17 protein-coding genes are annotated in these 17,485 nt (G+C 71.3%); 1 reads left to right on the forward strand and 16 read right to left on the reverse strand.

The window, feature by feature from the left end:
• The 13 genes from metK to pyrR all read right to left on the reverse strand — a co-directional run.
• The coding region (metK, locus tag ABTZ17_RS19995; RefSeq protein WP_352196989.1) for a methionine adenosyltransferase at positions 1-857 on the reverse strand (857 nt) is incomplete at its 3' end.
• A gap of 253 nt (positions 858-1,110) precedes the next feature.
• Entirely contained in the window at positions 1,111-2,331 is a 1,221-nt protein-coding gene (coaBC, locus tag ABTZ17_RS20000) for a bifunctional phosphopantothenoylcysteine decarboxylase/phosphopantothenate--cysteine ligase CoaBC (RefSeq protein ID WP_352196990.1), read from the reverse strand.
• Positions 2,332-2,446: 115 nt separating this feature from the next.
• The gene (gene rpoZ, locus ABTZ17_RS20005; protein WP_004948662.1) at positions 2,447-2,719 is read right to left on the reverse strand and encodes a DNA-directed RNA polymerase subunit omega; all 273 of its coding nucleotides are present in this window, start codon (positions 2,717-2,719) and stop codon (positions 2,447-2,449) included.
• A gap of 61 nt (positions 2,720-2,780) precedes the next feature.
• Positions 2,781-3,353 (reverse strand): guanylate kinase, encoded by a 573-nt coding sequence (gene gmk, locus ABTZ17_RS20010; protein ID WP_352196991.1) that lies wholly within the window; start codon positions 3,351-3,353, stop codon positions 2,781-2,783.
• A 61-nt stretch (positions 3,354-3,414) separates the two neighbouring features.
• On the reverse strand, positions 3,415-3,738 hold the full coding sequence (locus tag ABTZ17_RS20015) for an integration host factor (protein WP_352196992.1): 324 nt from the start codon (positions 3,736-3,738) through the stop codon (positions 3,415-3,417).
• A gap of 424 nt (positions 3,739-4,162) precedes the next feature.
• Positions 4,163-5,014, reverse strand: coding sequence for an orotidine-5'-phosphate decarboxylase (gene pyrF / locus ABTZ17_RS20020; RefSeq protein WP_352196993.1), 852 nt, complete (start codon positions 5,012-5,014; stop codon positions 4,163-4,165).
• Positions 5,011-6,120 carry a quinone-dependent dihydroorotate dehydrogenase gene (locus ABTZ17_RS20025; protein ID WP_352196994.1) on the reverse strand — a complete coding sequence of 370 codons (1,110 nt, stop codon included), beginning with the start codon at positions 6,118-6,120 and terminating at the stop codon, positions 5,011-5,013. The genes pyrF and ABTZ17_RS20025 overlap by 4 nt, the downstream gene beginning before the upstream one ends.
• 81 nt (positions 6,121-6,201) lie before the next feature.
• Positions 6,202-9,510, reverse strand: coding sequence for a carbamoyl-phosphate synthase large subunit (carB, locus tag ABTZ17_RS20030; RefSeq protein WP_352196995.1), 3,309 nt, complete (start codon positions 9,508-9,510; stop codon positions 6,202-6,204).
• Entirely contained in the window at positions 9,503-10,651 is a 1,149-nt protein-coding gene (carA, locus tag ABTZ17_RS20035; protein WP_352196996.1) for a glutamine-hydrolyzing carbamoyl-phosphate synthase small subunit, read from the reverse strand. The genes carB and carA overlap by 8 nt, the downstream gene beginning before the upstream one ends.
• Positions 10,648-11,238 (reverse strand): PH-like domain-containing protein, encoded by a 591-nt coding sequence (locus ABTZ17_RS20040; protein WP_352196997.1) that lies wholly within the window; start codon positions 11,236-11,238, stop codon positions 10,648-10,650. Before ABTZ17_RS20040 ends, carA begins: the two co-directional genes overlap by 4 nt.
• On the reverse strand, positions 11,235-12,524 hold the full coding sequence (locus tag ABTZ17_RS20045) for a dihydroorotase (RefSeq protein WP_352196998.1): 1,290 nt from the start codon (positions 12,522-12,524) through the stop codon (positions 11,235-11,237). Before ABTZ17_RS20045 ends, ABTZ17_RS20040 begins: the two co-directional genes overlap by 4 nt.
• Positions 12,525-12,526: 2 nt before the next feature.
• The gene (locus tag ABTZ17_RS20050; RefSeq protein ID WP_352196999.1) at positions 12,527-13,513 is read right to left on the reverse strand and encodes an aspartate carbamoyltransferase catalytic subunit; all 987 of its coding nucleotides are present in this window, start codon (positions 13,511-13,513) and stop codon (positions 12,527-12,529) included.
• Between the two features lie 119 nt (positions 13,514-13,632).
• The gene (pyrR, locus tag ABTZ17_RS20055) at positions 13,633-14,205 is read right to left on the reverse strand and encodes a bifunctional pyr operon transcriptional regulator/uracil phosphoribosyltransferase PyrR (protein WP_352197000.1); all 573 of its coding nucleotides are present in this window, start codon (positions 14,203-14,205) and stop codon (positions 13,633-13,635) included.
• Positions 14,206-14,575: 370 nt separating this feature from the next.
• On the opposite strand from pyrR, the gene bldD reads away from it, so the two are divergent.
• Complete coding sequence (bldD, locus tag ABTZ17_RS20060; RefSeq protein WP_226733476.1) at positions 14,576-15,076, forward strand: transcriptional regulator BldD; 501 nt, start codon at positions 14,576-14,578, stop codon at positions 15,074-15,076.
• A 234-nt stretch (positions 15,077-15,310) separates the two neighbouring features.
• Here the strand turns inward: bldD and nusB are convergent, their stop codons facing one another.
• The 3 genes from nusB to ABTZ17_RS20075 are packed head-to-tail and all read right to left on the reverse strand — an operon-like array spanning position 15,311 to position 17,477.
• Entirely contained in the window at positions 15,311-15,742 is a 432-nt protein-coding gene (gene nusB, locus ABTZ17_RS20065) for a transcription antitermination factor NusB (RefSeq protein ID WP_352197001.1), read from the reverse strand.
• Between the two features lie 2 nt (positions 15,743-15,744).
• Positions 15,745-16,311 carry an elongation factor P gene (efp, locus tag ABTZ17_RS20070; protein ID WP_352197002.1) on the reverse strand — a complete coding sequence of 189 codons (567 nt, stop codon included), beginning with the start codon at positions 16,309-16,311 and terminating at the stop codon, positions 15,745-15,747.
• Positions 16,312-16,361: 50 nt separating this feature from the next.
• Entirely contained in the window at positions 16,362-17,477 is a 1,116-nt protein-coding gene (locus ABTZ17_RS20075) for an aminopeptidase P family protein (protein WP_352197003.1), read from the reverse strand.
• Between the last annotated feature and the right edge of the window lie 8 nt (positions 17,478-17,485).

The following is a 17,485-nucleotide window of genomic DNA, read 5'->3' on the forward strand; positions in this document are numbered from 1 at the left end:
GACGGGTCCTTGCCGGAGAAGGCGCCGCCACCGTGGCGGGCCATGCCGCCGTAGGTGTCGATGATGATCTTGCGGCCGGTGAGGCCGGCGTCGCCCATCGGGCCGCCGATCTCGAAGCGCCCGGTCGGGTTGACCAGCAGGCGGTAGCCCTCGGTCTCCAGCTTGATGCCGTCCTCGACGAGCTGCTTCAGCACGTGCTCGACGACGAACTCGCGGATGTCGGGCGCGAGCAGCGAGTCCAGGTCGATGTCCGAGGCGTGCTGCGAGGAGACGACGACCGTGTCGAGGCGGACCGGCTTGTCACCGTCGTACTCGATGGTGACCTGGGTCTTGCCGTCGGGGCGCAGGTACGGGATGGTGCCGTTCTTGCGGACCTCGGCCAGGCGGCGCGAGAGGCGGTGCGCCACCTCGATCGGCAGCGGCATCAGGTTCGGGGTCTCGTCGGTGGCGTAACCGAACATGAGGCCCTGGTCGCCGGCGCCCTGCTTGTCCAGCTCGTCCTCGTCGCCCTCGACCCGCTTCTCGTACGCGGTGTCGACACCCTGGGCGATGTCCGGGGACTGCGCGCCGATGGACTCGGAGACGCCGCAGGAGGCGCCGTCGAAGCCCTTCTTCGAGGAGTCGTAGCCGATCTCCAGGATCTTCTCGCGGACCAGCGACGCGATCGGCGCGTAGGCCTTCGTCGTCACCTCGCCCGCGATGTGCACGAGACCCGTGGTGATCAGGGTCTCCACGGCGACGCGGGAGGTCGGGTCCTCGCGCAGGAGCGCGTCGAGGATCGTGTCGCTGATCTGGTCAGCGATCTTGTCGGGGTGGCCCTCGGTCACGGACTCCGAGGTGAACAGGCGGCGGGACACATCGCTCCCTGGGGTTGCAGCGGCTGCTGGCTGATCATTTGTCGGCACCGTACCGGAGGCTGCGCCCGGGGAGGTGCCACGGCTACCTTATCGGTCACGGCAGGTCGCCGGGCCACATGTCTCGCCCTGTGGGAGGGCTGTGACCTGCGGCACTCCATTCTGACCCCGGGCCGTCCGGCCGGACAAGGGCTGCCGGGCCCCCGGACGGGCGGGTCCGGGTGCTCGGCACCACTCGGCCAACTGGGCGCTCCGCTCAGGCAAGTCGGGGGGCGACGAGGTCCCAGAGCAGGTCGGCCAGGTCTTCCTTGGGACCGTGCGGGACGGCCGTCTCGGAGCCGTCGGAGCCGAGGATCACGGCCTCGTTCTCCTCCGATCCGAAGGTCTTCGCCTCGCCGACCTCGTTGACCACGAGCAGGTCGCACCCCTTGCGGAGCAGCTTGGCCCGACCGTTGGCCAGCACGTCGTCGGTCTCGGCGGCGAAGCCGACCACGAGCTGCCCGGGGCGGGCCCGCTCGGCCGACACCTCCGCCAGGATGTCCGGATTCCGCACCAGCTCCACAGGGGCCGGCTCCCGCCCCTCCGCCTTCTTGATCTTCCCGGTGGCGTAGACCGCGGGCCGGAAGTCGGCGACGGCGGCGGCCATGACCACCGCGTCTGCGTCCGCGGCGGCCTTCAGAACGGCCTCCCGGAGCTGGAGGGCGGTGCCCACCCGGACCACGTCCGCCCCGGCCGGGTCGGGCAGGGCGGTGTTGGCGGAGACCAGGGTGACCCGGGCCCCGCGCGCCACGGCGGTACGGGCCAGGGCGTAGCCCTGCTTGCCGGAGGAACGGTTGCCGAGGAAGCGCACCGGGTCCAGGGGCTCCCGGGTCCCGCCGGCACTGATCACCACGTGGCGGCCGACCAGGTCCCGCTCGGCGCCGGCGCCCCGGGCCAGCACCCGGCGGCAGACCTCGAAGATCTCCTCCGGGTCGGGCAGCCGCCCCTTGCCGGTGTCCTTCCCGGTCAGCCGGCCCACCGCGGGCTCGATGACCAGGGCGCCGCGACGGCGCAGGGTGGCCACGTTCTCCTGGGTGGCCGGGTGCTCCCACATCTCGGTGTGCATGGCCGGGGCGAAGACCACCGGGCAGCGGGCCGTGAGGAGGGTGTTGGTCAGCAGGTCCCCGGCGAGGCCGTGGGCGGCCTTGGCGAGCACGTCGGCGGTGGCGGGGGCCACGACCACCAGGTCGGCGCCCTGCCCGATCCGTACGTGCGGGACCTCGTGCACGGTCTCCCAGACGCCCGTCTCCGCCGGGTGGCCGGAGAGGGCGGCCCAGGTGGCCGCGCCGACGAAGTGGAGGGCGGACTCGGTGGGGACCACCCGGACGTCGTGTCCGGACTCCGCGAGCCGCCGCAGCAGCTCGCACGCCTTGTACGCGGCGATCCCGCCGCTGACCCCGAGGACCACCTTGGGCTTGTCCACTGCTTCTCCCCGCATCCGTGCTCTCCGGTCCGACCGGTACTCATGACACACCACAGGCCCGGCAGCCGCTCCCCCGCGCTGTACGCGGGGGCGACCCCTGCCGGGCCTGTGGTGAGGTGTGCTGCCGGGCCTACTGGGCCGGGGCCTCGATAGCCTCGGAGGTCAGCAGACCGGCGTTGATCTCGCGCAGCGCGATCGACAGCGGCTTCTCGTGGACGTGGGTGTCCACCAGGGGGCCGACGTACTCCAGCAGGCCCTCGCCGAGCTGGGAGTAGTACGCGTTGATCTGACGCGCCCGCTTGGCCGCGTAGATCACGAGGCTGTACTTCGAGTCCGTGGCCTCGAGCAGCTCGTCGATCGGCGGGTTGATGATGCCCTCGGGCGCGGTGATGGAAGAGGACACGCTCTACCTTCCGAAGATGGGTGAAAGATCTGTCAGCCGGATCCCGTGATCGGGACAGGGGTCATCCCCCGGACGGCTGGAGCATCAAGGCTAGCAGCTCACGTGCTACATCCTCGACGGAGGTGTTGACAAGGGTGGTGTCGAACTCGGCCTCGGCCGCGAGCTCCACCTTGGCCGCTTCGAGGCGGCGCTCGATGACCTCGGGGGGTTCGGTGCCGCGCCCGGTGAGGCGGCGGACCAGCTCCTCCCAGCTCGGCGGCGCGAGGAAGACCAGCTGCGCCTCCGGCATGGACTCGCGCACCAGGCGCGCGCCCTGCAGGTCGATCTCCAGGAGCACGGGCTCGCCGCGCTCCAGCCGCTCCAGCACGGCGCTGCGGGGGGTGCCGTAGCGGTTGCCCGCGAACTCGGCCCACTCCAGCAGCTCGCCGTTGGCGATCAGCTTGTCGAACTCGTCGTCGTTGACGAAGAAGTACTGGACGCCGTGCTTCTCACCGGGCCGCGGCTTGCGGGTGGTGGCCGACACGGAGAGCCAGACCTCGGGGTGGACCTTGCGCATATGCGCGACGACCGTGCTCTTGCCCACCCCGGAGGGGCCGGAGAGCACGGTCAGCCGCGGACGAACCTCTGCTGCCATGGAGCGATTATCCCGGTTCCCGGGACTGCCCGGGAACACGAAGGGAACTTCGGGCGACGCCTCAGGCGCCGGCGCCGCCGAACTCCCGCTCCAGCGAGGCGATCTGGTTGGAACCGAGACCGCGCACACGACGGCTCTCGGAGATGCCGAGGCGCTCCATGATCTGCTTGGCGCGGACCTTGCCCACGCCGGGCAGGGACTCCAGCAGGGCGGAGACCTTCATCTTGCCGATGACGTCGTTCTCCTGGCCCGCCTTGATCACCTCGTGGAGCGAGGCGCCGGAGTGCTTGAGTCGATTCTTCACCTCGGCCCGCTCCCGGCGAGCCGCGGCGGCCTTTTCGAGCGCGGCTGCGCGCTGTTCAGGGGTAAGGGGCGGAAGAGCCACGCCTACGTCACCTCGGATGTCGAACTGTCGGATGAGGACCGGCGAGGAGCCTTGCGGAACCTGTCGGGGCCGCGATGGCACCACACCGGGCGAGCGGAAAAGCACGGGTGCGCTTGTTCGCTCTGGGTCGGAGACTAGCGGCCAAGGCCGCTCCAGTCAGCGAGAACGGACGAAAAGTCCTGGTCAGCCTCGACTGAACCGTACATCACAGACAATTCACACTGGATTTGGGTGAGGAATTGGTCAAGGGGTGCGGGGGAACGACCTTCCGACATCCCGGAATATGAGAATCCGCTGAGTTTTCACCCGCCCGGGGTCGACCCCGACATCCCAGCCCGACCCCGCCGGCCCGATGAGCAGCGACGTTCCCGCGGTGCCTTCCGGGGGGTCACCGATCGGCGACCCCCCGGCAGGCACCGGCGGATCAGGCCGCGACCGCCTCGCGGATCTCCTCGGCGAAGGCGGCGGCCGAGGAGCGCAGCGCCGCGACGGAGGGGCCGTGCCGGAGGACCCCGCGGGAGACGTTGGGGACCACGTTGCGCACGGCCGCGCCGAAGACCTTCGGCAGATCGGCGGCGGTGGCGCCCTGGGCGCCGATGCCGGGGGCGAGCAGCGGGCCGTCGATGTCCAGGTCGAAGGAGGACAGGTCGCCCAGGGTGGCGCCGACCACCGCGCCGAAGGAGCCCATGGGCTCGGCGCCGGCGTTCTCGGCGGCCAGGTGGGCGAGCATGGTGGCGCCGACGCCGCGGCCGTCCTCGCGGACCGCGCGCTGCACCTCGGCGCCCTCCGGGTTGGAGGTCAGGGCGAGCACGAAGAGGCCGGTGCCGGATTCGCGGGCCAGGTCCACGGCCGGCTTGAGGGAGCCGTAGCCGAGGTACGGGGAGACGGTCAGGGCGTCCGAGAAGAGGGGGGAGCCCGGGCGCAGGAAGGTCTCGGCGTAGGCGGCCATGGTGGAGCCGATGTCCCCGCGCTTGGCGTCCATGAGGACCAGGGTGCCCGCGGCGCGGGCGTCGGCCACGGTGCGCTCCAGGACGGCGATGCCGCGGGAGCCGAAGCGCTCGAAGAAGGCGGCCTGCGGCTTGAAGACGGCCACCTGGTCGGCGAGGGCCTCCACGACGGTGCGGGAGAAGGTCTCCAGGCCCGTCACGTCGTCGGAGAGGCCCCAGGAGTCGAGCAGGGCGGCGTGCGGGTCGATGCCGACGCACAGCGGGCCGCGGTCGTCCATGGCGGCCCGCAGGCGGGCTCCGAAGGGGGCGGTGGGGGCGGGAGCGGTCACTGGGCGGCCTTCCGGGTGTCGGCGCCCACGGCCTCGGCCAGGGTCGCGTACGGGCTGGTGGCCAGGCGTGCGGCGAGGCCCTTGTTGATGGCGCGGCAGTAGAAGGGGCCCTCGTAGATGAAGGCGCTGTAGCCCTGGACCAGGGTGGCGCCCGCGAGGATGCGCTGCCAGGCGTCCTCGGCGTTCTCGATGCCGCCGACGCCGATCAGGGTGATGCGGTCGCCCACGCGCGCGTAGAGGCGGCGCAGGACCTCCAGGGAGCGGGCCTTGACGGGGGCGCCGGAGAGGCCGCCGGTCTCCTTGATCAGGGCCGGGTCGGAGGTCAGGCCCAGGCCCTCGCGGGCGATGGTGGTGTTGGTGGCGATGATGCCGTCGAGGCCGAGTTCCAGGGCGAGGTCGGCGACCGCGTCCACGTCCTCGTCGGCCAGGTCGGGGGCGATCTTGACCAGCAGGGGCACCCGGCGGTGGGTGACGGTGCGGTCGGCGGCCTCGCGGACGGCGGTCAGCAGGGGGCGCAGGGACTCGGTGGCCTGGAGGTTGCGCAGGCCGGGGGTGTTCGGGGAGGAGACGTTGACCACGAGGTAGTCGGCGTGGCCGGCCAGGCGCTCGGTGGAGGTGACGTAGTCGGCGGCGGCCTCGGCCTCGGGGACGACCTTGGTCTTGCCGATGTTGACGCCGACCACGGTCTTGAAGACTGGGTTGCGGGCGGCCAGGCGGGCGGCGACGGCCGCGGAGCCCTCGTTGTTGAAGCCCATGCGGTTGATCAGCGCGCGGTCGGGGACCAGGCGGAAGAGCCGCTTCTTGGGGTTGCCGGGCTGGGCCTGGGCGGTGACGGTGCCGATCTCGACGTGGTCGAAGCCGAGCATGGCCATGCCGTCCACGGCGACGGCGTTCTTGTCGAAGCCGGCGGCGAGACCGAAGGGGCCGTGGAAGCGCAGGCCCAGGGCCTCGGTGCGCAGGGCGGTGAAGCGGGGTGCGAGGACGGCGGCGACGAAGGTGCGCAGCACCGGGGTGGCGGCCGCGGCCCGGATGAACCGGAAGACGAGGTAGTGCGCCTTCTCGGGGTCCATCTTGGTGAAGACCAGGCGGAACAGCAGTGAGTACATGTCCGGTATATCCCTTGTGCGGTCATGAAGAGGGGGACACCGCCGGCCTGCCGCCGGTGTCCCCCTGCTTCGTACGGGCTGCTAGTCGCGGGCCGCGGTCAGGTGCTCCGCGTGCTCCTGGAGGGAGCGGACGCCCACGTCGCCGCGGTTGAGGGCGTCGATGCCCTGCACGGCGGCGGCGAGCGCCTGGACCGTGGTGAGGCAGGGCACGCTGCGGGCCACGGCCGCCGTACGGATCTCGTAGCCGTCGAGGCGGCCGCCGGTGCCGTACGGGGTGTTGACGATCAGGTCGACCTGGCCGTCGTGGATGAGCTGGACGATGGTCTTCTCGCCGTCCGGGCCCTCGCCCTCGCTGAGCTTGCGCACCACGGTGGCGTTGATGCCGTTGCGGCGCAGCACCTCGGCGGTGCCGGAGGTGGCCATCAGCTCGAAGCCGTGGGCGACCAGCTCGCGGGCCGGGAAGATCATCGAGCGCTTGTCGCGGTTGGCCACCGAGATGAAGGCGCGACCGCTGGTGGGCAGCGGGCCGTAGGCCCCGGCCTGGGACTTGGCGTAGGCGGTGCCGAAGACGGCGTCGATGCCCATGACCTCGCCGGTGGAGCGCATCTCCGGGCCGAGGACGGTGTCCACGCCGCGTCCGTGGATGTCGCGGAAGCGGCTCCACGGCATCACGGCCTCCTTGACGGAGATCGGCGCGTCGATCGGCAGGGTGCCGCCGTCGCCGGTCTTCGGGAGCAGGCCCTCGGCGCGCAGCTCGGCGATGGTGGCGCCGAGGGAGATGCGGGCGGCGGCCTTCGCGAGCGGGACCGCGGTGGCCTTGGAGGTGAAGGGCACGGTGCGGGAGGCGCGCGGGTTGGCCTCCAGCACGTAGAGGATGTCCCCGGCCATGGCGAACTGGATGTTGATCAGTCCGCGGACGCCGACGCCCTTGGCGATGGCCTCGGTGGAGGCGCGCAGCCGCTTGATGTCGTAGCCGCCGAGGGTGATCGGGGGCAGGGCGCAGGCCGAGTCGCCGGAGTGGATGCCGGCCTCCTCGATGTGCTCCATGACGCCGCCGAGGTAGAGCTCGTGGCCGTCGTAGAGGGCGTCCACGTCGATCTCGATGGCGTCGTCGAGGAAGCGGTCGACCAGCACGGGGCGGGTCGGGGAGATCTCGGTGGACTCGGCGATGTAGGACTCCAGCCGGGTCTCGTCGTAGACGATCTCCATGCCGCGGCCGCCGAGCACGTACGAGGGGCGGACCAGCACCGGGTAGCCGATCTCGTCGGCGATGGCCTTCGCACCGGCGAAGGTGGTGGCGGTGCCGTGCTTGGGGGCGGGCAGGCCGGCCTCGGCCAGGACCTGACCGAAGGCGCCGCGGTCCTCGGCGGCGTGGATGGCCTCCGGGGAGGTGCCGACCACGGGCACGCCGTTGTCCTTGAGGGCCTGGGCCAGGCCGAGCGGGGTCTGGCCGCCGAGCTGGACGACCACGCCGGCGATCGGGCCCGCCAGGGACTCGGCGTGCACGATCTCCAGGACGTCCTCCAGGGTGAGCGGCTCGAAGTAGAGCCGGTCGGAGGTGTCGTAGTCGGTGGAGACGGTCTCGGGGTTGCAGTTGACCATCACGGTCTCGTAGCCCGCCTCGCTGAGCGCGAAGGAGGCGTGGACGCAGGAGTAGTCGAACTCGATGCCCTGGCCGATGCGGTTCGGGCCGGAGCCCAGGATGATCACCGCGGGCTTCTCGCGGGGGGCGACCTCGGTCTCCTCGTCGTAGGACGAGTAGAAGTACGGGGTCTTCGCGGCGAACTCGGCGGCGCAGGTGTCCACGGTCTTGTAGACCGGGCGGACGCCCAGGGCGTGCCGGACCTCGCGGACGACGTCCTCGCGCAGGCCGCGGATCTCGGCGATCTGGGCGTCGGAGAAGCCGTGGCGCTTGGCCTCGGCGAGCAGCTCGGGGTGGAGCTTCTCGGCGGCGGCCAGCTCGTCCGCGATCTCCTTGATCAGGAAGAGCTGGTCCACGAACCAGGGGTCGATCTTCGTGGCCGCGAACACCTCCTCCGGGGTGGCGCCGGCGCGGATGGCCTGCATCACGCTGTTGATGCGGCCGTCGGTGGGGCGCACCGCGAGGTCCAGCAGCTCGGCCTTGTCGCCCGGCTCCCCGACGAAGGTGAACTGGGATCCCTTCTTCTCCAGGGAGCGCAGGGCCTTCTGGAGGGCCTCGGTGAAGTTGCGGCCGATGGCCATGGCCTCGCCCACCGACTTCATGGTGGTGGTGAGGGTGGCGTCGGCCAGCGGGAACTTCTCGAAGGCGAAGCGGGGGGCCTTGACGACGACGTAGTCGAGGGTCGGCTCGAAGGAGGCCGGGGTCTTCTCGGTGATGTCGTTGGGGACCTCGTCCAGCGTGTAGCCGATGGCCAGCTTGGCGGCGATCTTGGCGATCGGGAAGCCGGTGGCCTTGGAGGCGAGCGCGGAGGAGCGGGAGACGCGCGGGTTCATCTCGATGACGATGACGCGGCCGTCTTCGGGGTCGATCGCGAACTGGATGTTGCAGCCGCCGGTGTCGACGCCGACCTCGCGGATGATCGCGATGCCGATGTCGCGCAGGCGCTGGTACTCGCGGTCGGTGAGCGTCATCGCCGGGGCGACGGTGATGGAGTCGCCGGTGTGGACGCCCATCGGGTCGAAGTTCTCGATGGAACAGACGACGACCACGTTGTCGGCCTTGTCGCGCATCAGCTCCAGCTCGTACTCCTTCCAGCCGAGGATGGACTCCTCCAGGAGCACCTCGGTGGTCGGGGAGAGCGTGAGGCCCTGGCCCGCGATGCGGCGCAGCTCGTCCTCGTCGTGCGCGAAGCCGGAGCCGGCGCCGCCCATGGTGAAGGAGGGGCGGACGACGACGGGGTAGCCGCCGAGGGTGTCGACGCCCGCGAGGACGTCCTCCATGGAGTGGCAGATCACCGAGCGGGCGGACTCGCCGTGGCCGATCTTGGCGCGGACGGCGTCGACGACGCCCTTGAAGAGGTCGCGGTCCTCGCCCTTGTTGATGGCCTCGACGTTGGCGCCGATGAGCTCCACGTCGTACTTCTCCAGCACGCCCTGCTCGTGCATGGAGATCGCGGTGTTCAGCGCGGTCTGGCCGCCCAGGGTGGGCAGGAGGGCGTCGGGGCGCTCCTTGGCGATGATCTTCTCGACGAACTCGGGGGTGATCGGCTCGACGTAGGTGGCGTCGGCGATCTCCGGGTCGGTCATGATCGTCGCCGGGTTGGAGTTCACCAGGATGACCCGCAGGCCCTCGGCCTTGAGGATGCGGCAGGCCTGGGTGCCGGAGTAGTCGAACTCCGCGGCCTGGCCGATGACGATCGGGCCGGAGCCGATGACCAGGACGGACTGGATATCGGTGCGCTTAGGCACGATCGGCCTCCATCAGGGAAACGAAGCGGTCGAAGAGGTACGCGGCGTCGTGCGGGCCCGCGGCCGCCTCGGGGTGGTACTGGACGCTGAAGGCCGGCTGGTCGAGCAGCTGGAGGCCCTCGACCACGTCGTCGTTGAGGCAGACGTGGGAGACCTGGGCGCGGCCGTAGGGGGTGTCGGAGACCCTGTCGAGCGGGGCGTCGACGGCGAACCCGTGGTTGTGGGCGGTGACCTCGACCTTGCCGGTCGTACGGTCCTGCACGGGCTGGTTGATGCCGCGGTGGCCGTACTTCAGCTTGTAGGTGCCGAAGCCCAGGGCGCGCCCGAGGATCTGGTTGCCGAAGCAGATGCCGAAGAGCGGGGTCTTCCGCTCCAGGACCTCCCGCATCACGGAGACCGGGTGGTCGGCGGTGGCCGGGTCGCCGGGGCCGTTGGAGAAGAAGACGCCGTCCGGGTCCACCGCGTAGACGTCCTCGGCGGTGGCGGTGGCGGGCAGCACGTGCACCTCGATGCCGCGCTCGGCCATCCGGTGCGGGGTCATGCCCTTGATGCCGAGGTCCACGGCGGCGACGGTGAACTTCTTCTCGCCGATCGCGGGGACCACGTAGGTCTCCTTGGTGGCGACCTCGGCGGACAGGTCGGCGCCCTTCATCTGGGGCTGCGCCTGCACCTTGGCCAGCAGGGCCGCGTCGTCGGCGCCGGCCAGGGCCGCGCCGGAGAAGACGCCGACGCGCATGGCGCCGCGCTCGCGCAGGTGGCGGGTGAGGGCGCGGGTGTCCACGCCGGAGATCCCGACGACGCCCTGCCGCTCCAGCTCCTCGTCCAGCGTGCGCACCGAGCGCCAGTTGGACGGGACGCGGGCGGGGTCGCGGACCACGTAGCCGGAGACCCAGATCCGCGAGGACTCGGGGTCCTCGTCGTTGACGCCGGTGTTGCCCACGTGCGGGGCGGTCATCACGACGACCTGGCGGTGGTACGACGGGTCGGTCAGGGTCTCCTGGTAGCCGGTCATGCCGGTGGAGAACACGGCCTCGCCGAAGGTCTCCCCCACGGCTCCGTAGGCGCGGCCGCGGAAGACGCGTCCGTCCTCCAGGACGAGTACGGCGGGAGCTTTCACAGCTCCCCTGGTGGAGGTCGTCATCGTGCGGCGCCTTCCGTCGTGATGGTTGTGTTCATGGAGTTGATGGCCTCGACCCAGGCGGCGTGCTCGGCCGCGCGGTCGGAGCGGAATCCCGAGTCGAGCAGCTTGTCGCCGTGCGCCCAGGTGACGACGAGCAGACCGCCCTCGGTGAGCACCTTGCCCGCGATGCCCTTGTCCAGGCGGGCGCCACGCAGCTGCGCGGCCGGTACGAAGAAGTCCCCGGCCCCCGGACGGACCACGTCGAGCCCCGCGTCGGTGAGGGTCAGCTCGACGCGGCTGCGGACCCCGAGGCCGTGGGCCACGATCCGGTCCAGCCACTGTCCGGCGGTGGTGGAGCCGTGGTAGCGGCCGGTGAGCGCCAGCCGGTGTTCGGGAAGTCCGTCCGGCGCGACGGGCAGCTCGGGCAGGTCGCCCTGGAGCGCGCCGCGCCATTTCCAGCCCTGCCGCATCAGCCAGTAGACGAAGGCGATGAAGACGAGCAGACCGATCACCCACGCGATGCGGGCACCCCAGTCCGTCACCTCCGCCGACCGTCGTTCGGCGGCCTCGGCGGCCTCGGCGGCCAGTTGGATCACTGCAGGTGTCACGCGAGTTTCCCGTCCACGACCGTTGCGCGGCCCCGCAGGAAGGTGTGGGTGACGCGTCCCGGCAGCTCGCGGCCCTCGTAGGGGGTGTTGCGGCTGCGGGAGGCGAAGTGTGCGGGGTCCACGACACCACGGTACGAGGTGTCGACCAGGGTGAGGTTCGCGGGTTCACCTGCCGAGACGGGACGACCGTGCCCTTCGAGACGGCCGATCCGGGCCGGGGCGGCGGACATCCGGTCGGCGACGCCCGCCCAGTCCAGCAGTCCGGTCTCCACCATGGTCCGCTGCACCACCGAGAGGGCGGTCTCCAGGCCGACCATGCCCATGGCGGCGGCGGCCCACTCGCAGTCCTTGTCCTCGTGCGGGTGCGGGGCGTGGTCGGTGGCCACGATGTCGATGGTGCCGTCGGCCAGGGCCTCGCGGAGGGCGAGCACGTCGCGCTCGGTGCGCAGCGGCGGGTTGACCTTGTACACCGGGTCGTAGGTGCGGACCATCTCGTCGGTGAGGAGGAGGTGGTGCGGGGTGACCTCGGCGGTGACGTCGATGCCGCGGGACTTGGCCCAGCGCACGATCTCGACGGAGCCGGCCGTGGAGAGGTGGCAGATGTGCACGCGGGAGCCGACGTGCTCGGCGAGGAGCACGTCGCGGGCGATGATCGACTCCTCGGCGACGGCGGGCCAGCCGCCCAGGCCGAGCTCGGCGGAGACGATGCCCTCGTTCATCTGGGCGCCCTCGGTGAGGCGGGGCTCCTGGGCGTGCTGGGCGACGACCCCGCCGAAGGCCTTCACGTACTCCAGGGCGCGGCGCATGATCACCGCGTCGTCCACGCACTTGCCGTCGTCGGAGAAGACCTTCACCTGGGCGGCGGACTCGTGCATGGCGCCCAGCTCGGCGAGCTGCTTGCCCTCCAGGCCCACGGTGACGGCGCCGATGGGCTGCACGTCGCAGTAGCCGGATTCCTTGCCGAGTCGCCACACCTGCTCGACCACGCCGGCGGTGTCGGCCACGGGGAAGGTGTTGGCCATGGCGAAGACGGCCGTGTAGCCGCCGGAGGCCGCGGCGCGGGTGCCGGTCAGCACGGTCTCGGAGTCCTCGCGGCCCGGCTCGCGCAGGTGGGTGTGGAGGTCCACCAGGCCGGGCAGCAGCACCTGGCCGGCGGCCTCGATCACGGTGTCCACGCCCTCGGCGGAGAGCCCGGTGCCGACCTCGGCGATGGTCTCGCCGTCGATCAGGACGTCCTGCGCCTCGCCGCCGAGGACCTTCGCGCCGCGGATAAGGATCGTGCTCATGATTACTTGGTCTCCTCGGTGCGGGGCGTGCTGGTGATGGTGACGGCGGGCTCGGAGCCTCCGAGCAGCAGGTAGAGGACGGCCATCCGGATGGAGACGCCGTTGGCGACCTGCTCGACGACCGTGCAGCGGTCGGAGTCGGCGACCTCGGCGGTGATCTCCATGCCGCGGACCATGGGACCGGGGTGCATGACGATGGCGTGCTCGGGCATCTTGGCCATGCGCTCGCCGTCGAGACCGTAGCGCCGGGAGTACTCGCGCTCGGTCGGGAAGAAGGCGGCGTTCATGCGTTCGCGCTGCACACGCAGCATCATCACCGCGTCCGACTTCGGCAGCACCTCGTCGAGGCCGTAGCTGACCGCGCAGGGCCAGGTCTCCACGCCGACGGGGACCAGGGTGGGCGGGGCCACCAGGGTGACCTCGGCGCCGAGGGTGTGCAGCAGGTCCACGTTGGAGCGGGCGACCCGGCTGTGCAGGACGTCGCCGACGATCGTGATGCGCTTGCCGGCGAGGTCCTGCCCGAGGGCGTCCTTGCCGACCAGGCGGCGGCGCATGGTGAAGGCGTCCAGCAGGGCCTGGGTGGGGTGCTGGTGGGTGCCGTCGCCGGCGTTGATGACGGGGGCGTCGATCCAGCCGGAGGTCGCCAGCCGGTAGGGGGCGCCGGAGGAGCCGTGGCGGATGACCACCGCGTCCACGCCCATGGCCTCCAGGGTCTGGGCGGTGTCCTTGAGGGACTCGCCCTTGGAGACGCTGGAGCCCTTGGCGGCGAAGTTGATGACGTCGGCGGAGAGCCGCTTCTCGGCCGCCTCGAAGGAGATCCGGGTGCGGGTGGAGTCCTCGAAGAAGAGGTTGCAGATCGTGCGGCCGCGCAGGGTGGGCAGCTTCTTGATCGGCCGGTCCGCGATCCGGGCCATCTCCTCGGCGGTGTCGAGGATGAGGACGGCGTCGTCGCGCGAGAGGTCGGCGGCCGAGATGAGGTGACGCTTCATCTGGGTGCTCCGTGGGTGGGGAGGGGCGGCTGGTGCGGAAGCGGGCAGGGCGGAGCGGGGCCCGCGCGCGTCAGGGGCCGGGTGACGGCCGGACGTGCGGGTCCCTTGCTCCGGACGGGCTAGTGCGCGTCTGCCGGTGCGGTCCGCTGGCCGAGCAGCACGGCGTCGCGGCCGTCCTCCTCGTCGAGCTGGACCTTGACCGTCTCCCGCAGCGACGTCGGGAGGTTCTTGCCGACGTAGTCGGCGCGGATCGGGAGCTCGCGGTGGCCCCGGTCGACCAGGACGGCGAGCTGCACGGCGCGGGGGCGGCCCAGGTCGCCGAGGGCGTCGAGGGCGGCGCGGATGGTGCGCCCGGAGAAGAGGACGTCGTCGACGAGGACCACGAGGCGGCCGTCGATGTCGTCGCCGGGGATCTCGGTGCGGCCGATGGCGCGCGCCGGCTTCATCCGCAGGTCGTCGCGGTACATGGTGATGTCGAGGGAGCCGACCGGGATCTTGGCACCGGTGATCTCTTCGAGCTTGGCGGCGATCCGACGGGCGAGGTGGACCCCGCGCGTGGGGATGCCGAGGAGCACCACGTCGTCGGCGCCCTTGGCGCGTTCGACGATCTCGTGGGCGATGCGGGTCAGTACCCGCGCGATGTCGGGGGCCTCCAGGACGGGGCGGGCCGCATCGGAAGTCTGGGTGTCCATCGAGGGACCTCCTTCTCCGCCTCACGGGACGGCTCTTAAAGGACGTCTTCTGCTCCGGCCGCGGACGGCCGGTTCTTCGCCCACCACCCTAGCAGGCGCGTTCCGGTTCACCCGTCCGGCGGGTGGCGCCGGGCCGGGCCGGGGCCCGTGCATGAACCGCCGGAAGGGGTTCCGCGGCGGTTTCGGACAAGGGCGCGGCACCCTCCCGGCGGAGGGAGCCGATCACCATTCGGCTTGACGCATCCACGTAACGCTGCGTAACCTCACAGTGAGTTACCAGCCGCGCGGCGGAGCCGCACACCTGTGCGGCCACAGTGTCATGTAGCCGCAGTGTCCACGTCGTCACAGCGTCACAGCGTCCGGGAGCGTTATGTCCAGCGAATACGCCAAGCAGCTCGGGGCAAAGCTCCGCGCGATCCGCACCCAGCAGGGCCTTTCCCTCCACGGTGTCGAGGAGAAGTCCCAGGGCCGCTGGAAGGCGGTCGTGGTCGGTTCGTACGAGCGGGGGGACCGCGCGGTCACGGTCCAGCGCCTCGCCGAGCTGGCGGACTTCTACGGGGTGCCGGTGCAGGAGCTCCTGCCGGGCACGACCCCGGGCGGAGCGGCCGAGCCCCCGCCGAAGCTGCGCCTGGACCTGGAGCGCCTGGCCCACGTGCCCGCCGAGAAGGCCGGCCCCCTCCAGCGTTACGCGGCCACCATCCAGAGCCAGCGCGGCGACTACAACGGCAAGGTGCTGTCGATCCGTCAGGACGACCTGCGCACCCTCGCCGTGATCTACGACCAGTCCCCCTCCGTCCTCACCGAGCAGCTGATCAGCTGGGGCGTGCTGGACGCGGACGCCCGCCGCGCGGTCGCCCACGAGGAGATCTGAGCCGCACCGGGCCCGTCCCGGAGCAGCACCGGGTTCGTCCCGGGGCAGACCACTGCAGAAACGTGCCGCCGGGGCGGAACCTTCGGGTTCCGCCCCGGCGGTTCCGTTTTCCCCTCGCTCCGCCGGGCCCGTCACCCGGCTGTTCCTCGGGGCCCGCCGGGTACGCCGAAGGGGCCGTCACGCGCGGACGCGTCACGGCCCCTTCGGGCACGACCGTGGGCCTTCGGCCGAGGGCTATTCGCCCCGGCGCAGGCTCGGCTTGAGGTCCTTGAAGCGACCCAGGAGGCCGTTCACGAAGGACGGGGAGTCGTCGGTGGAGAACTCCTTGGCCAGCTGGACGGCCTCGTCGATCACCACGGCGTCCGGGGTGTCGTCCATCCAGATGAGCTCGTAGGCGCCCAGCCGCACGATGTTCCGGTCCACGACCGGCATGCGGTCCAGGTCCCAGTCCACCGCGTACGTGGCGATCAGCTCGTCGATGCGGTCCACCTTGCCGGCGTACCCCTCGACGAGGTCCATGGTGTGCGCGGCGACCGACGGCTGCCGGTCGTCCGTCCGCGCGTGCCGGATCCAGTCCGCGAGGACCTCGCGCACGGGGACCCCGCGCTGATCGGCCTCGAAGAGGATCTGGAAGGCGCGCTTGCGCGCGTTGCTCCGGGCGGCCACGGTTAGCTGTTCACCCGGCCGAGGTAGTCGCTGGTGCGGGTGTCGACCTTGATCTTCTCACCGGTGGTGATGAAGAGCGGGACCTGGATCTCGTGGCCGGTCTCCAGAGTGGCGGGCTTGGTGCCACCGGTGGAGCGGTCGCCCTGGACGCCCGGGTCGGTGTGCTGGATGGTGAGCTCGACCGCGGCCGGGAGCTCGACGTACAGCACCTCGCCCTCGTGCTGGGCGACGGAGGCGGTGAAGCCCTCGATCAGGAAGTTGGCGGAGTTGCCGACGGCGGCCTTCGAGACCATCAGCTGGTCGTAGGTCTCCATGTCCATGAAGACGAAGTACTCGCCGTCCATGTAGGAGAACTGCATGTCGCGGCGGTCGATGTTGGCCGTCTCGACCTTCACACCCGCGTTGAAGGTCTTGTCGACGACCTTGCCGGACAGCACGTTCTTGAGCTTGGTGCGCACGAAGGCCGGGCCCTTGCCGGGCTTGACGTGCTGGAACTCGACGACGGACCAGAGCTGGCCCCCGTCGAGCTTGAGCACCATGCCGTTCTTGAGGTCGTTCGTGGAAGCCACGGTTGCCAAATCTCCTGGACTGAAAGACCGAGGGTGCGCGCACAGCGGAGCTAGAGCGCGAGCAGCTCCTTGGTCGTAATGGTGAGTAGCTCGGGTCCGCCGTCCGCCTCAGGGCGTACGACGAGCGTGTCAGCAATCCGGACTCCGCCCCGGCCCGGGAGGTGGACCCCCGGTTCGACGGTGACCGGCACGCAAGCGTCCAGTTTACCCATTGCGGCAGGTGCAAGCTGCGGGTCCTCCCGGATTTCGAGTCCCACCCCGTGTCCCATGACCGGAGCGAGGCTCTCCGCGTACCCGGCGGAGTCCAGCACCTGACGGGCAGCGTGGTCCACGTCCCGGTACGCGGCCCCCGGCGACAGGGCCTCCCGTCCGGCCCGCTGGGCGGCGAAGACCAGCTCGTAGAGCTCGATCTGCCAGTCCGCCGGGGTGGTGCCGATGACGAAGGTGCGCCCGATCTCGCAGCGGTAGCCGCGGTAGTCGGCGCCCAGGCACACGGAGAGGAAGTCGCCCTCCTCCACCCGCCGGTCGGTGGGCCGGTGGCCGAGCCGGCCGGAGTGCGGGCCGGTCCCGACGGAGGTGGTGAAGGCCGGCCCGTCCGCCCCGTGGTCGACCAGGCGGCGTTCGAGCTCCAGGGCGAGGTGCCGTTCGGTCCGCCCGACCAGGATGGATTCGAGGAGCTCCCCGAGGGCCTGGTCGGCGATCTCGGCGGCGATCCGGAGGCAGGAGATCTCCTCCTCGTCCTTGACCAGCCGTTGCTGCTCGACCGCCGTGCCCAGCCCGGTGAGCCGCAGGCCGGGGGCGACCGACAGCAGGGCGCGGTGCCGCGCCACGGTGAGGTGGTGCTCCTCCACCGCGAGGCCCTCGGCGCGGGCCGCCGCGGCGGCGTCGGCCGCAGCGACCGCGGGGTCGGCCCCGGGCGCGGGCAGCACCGCGCACGTCAGGTGCTCGTCCAGGCGGCCCTCGGCGGGATCCTCCCCCGGGGTGCTCGCGCAGTACAGCACGTCCTCCTCGGGTCCCTGCGGACCGAGGAGGAGCACGGCCCCCCGGGGAGCGGCCCCGGTGAGGTAACGGACGTTGGCGGGGCGCGAGACCAGTGCGGCCGGGCTCCCGGAGGCGGAGCAGCGGTCACGCAGCCGGCCGCGGCGCGCGGCGTACACCTCTGACATGCGTCCGA

The sequence above is a fragment of the Streptomyces sp. NPDC097619 genome (genome assembly GCF_040302735.1).
Lineage (GTDB): Bacteria > Actinomycetota > Actinomycetes > Streptomycetales > Streptomycetaceae > Streptomyces.

Excerpts from the sequence above, each read along its gene's own strand:
- ABTZ17_RS20025 (WP_352196994.1), bottom strand. The coding sequence starts at position 6,120 with ATGTACTCACTGCTGTTCCGCCTGGTCTTCACCAAGATGGACCCCGAG.
- coaBC (WP_352196990.1), bottom strand. The coding sequence starts at position 2,331 with ATGCGGGGAGAAGCAGTGGACAAGCCCAAGGTGGTCCTCGGGGTCAGC.
- carA (WP_352196996.1), bottom strand. The coding sequence starts at position 10,651 with ATGACGACCTCCACCAGGGGAGCTGTGAAAGCTCCCGCCGTACTCGTC.
- pyrR (WP_352197000.1), bottom strand. The coding sequence starts at position 14,205 with ATGGACACCCAGACTTCCGATGCGGCCCGCCCCGTCCTGGAGGCCCCC.
- ABTZ17_RS20075 (WP_352197003.1), bottom strand. The coding sequence starts at position 17,477 with ATGTCAGAGGTGTACGCCGCGCGCCGCGGCCGGCTGCGTGACCGCTGC.
- ABTZ17_RS20045 (WP_352196998.1), bottom strand. The coding sequence starts at position 12,524 with ATGAGCACGATCCTTATCCGCGGCGCGAAGGTCCTCGGCGGCGAGGCG.
- ABTZ17_RS20050 (WP_352196999.1), bottom strand. The coding sequence starts at position 13,513 with ATGAAGCGTCACCTCATCTCGGCCGCCGACCTCTCGCGCGACGACGCC.
- bldD (WP_226733476.1), top strand. The coding sequence starts at position 14,576 with ATGTCCAGCGAATACGCCAAGCAGCTCGGGGCAAAGCTCCGCGCGATC.
- gmk (WP_352196991.1), bottom strand. The coding sequence starts at position 3,353 with ATGGCAGCAGAGGTTCGTCCGCGGCTGACCGTGCTCTCCGGCCCCTCC.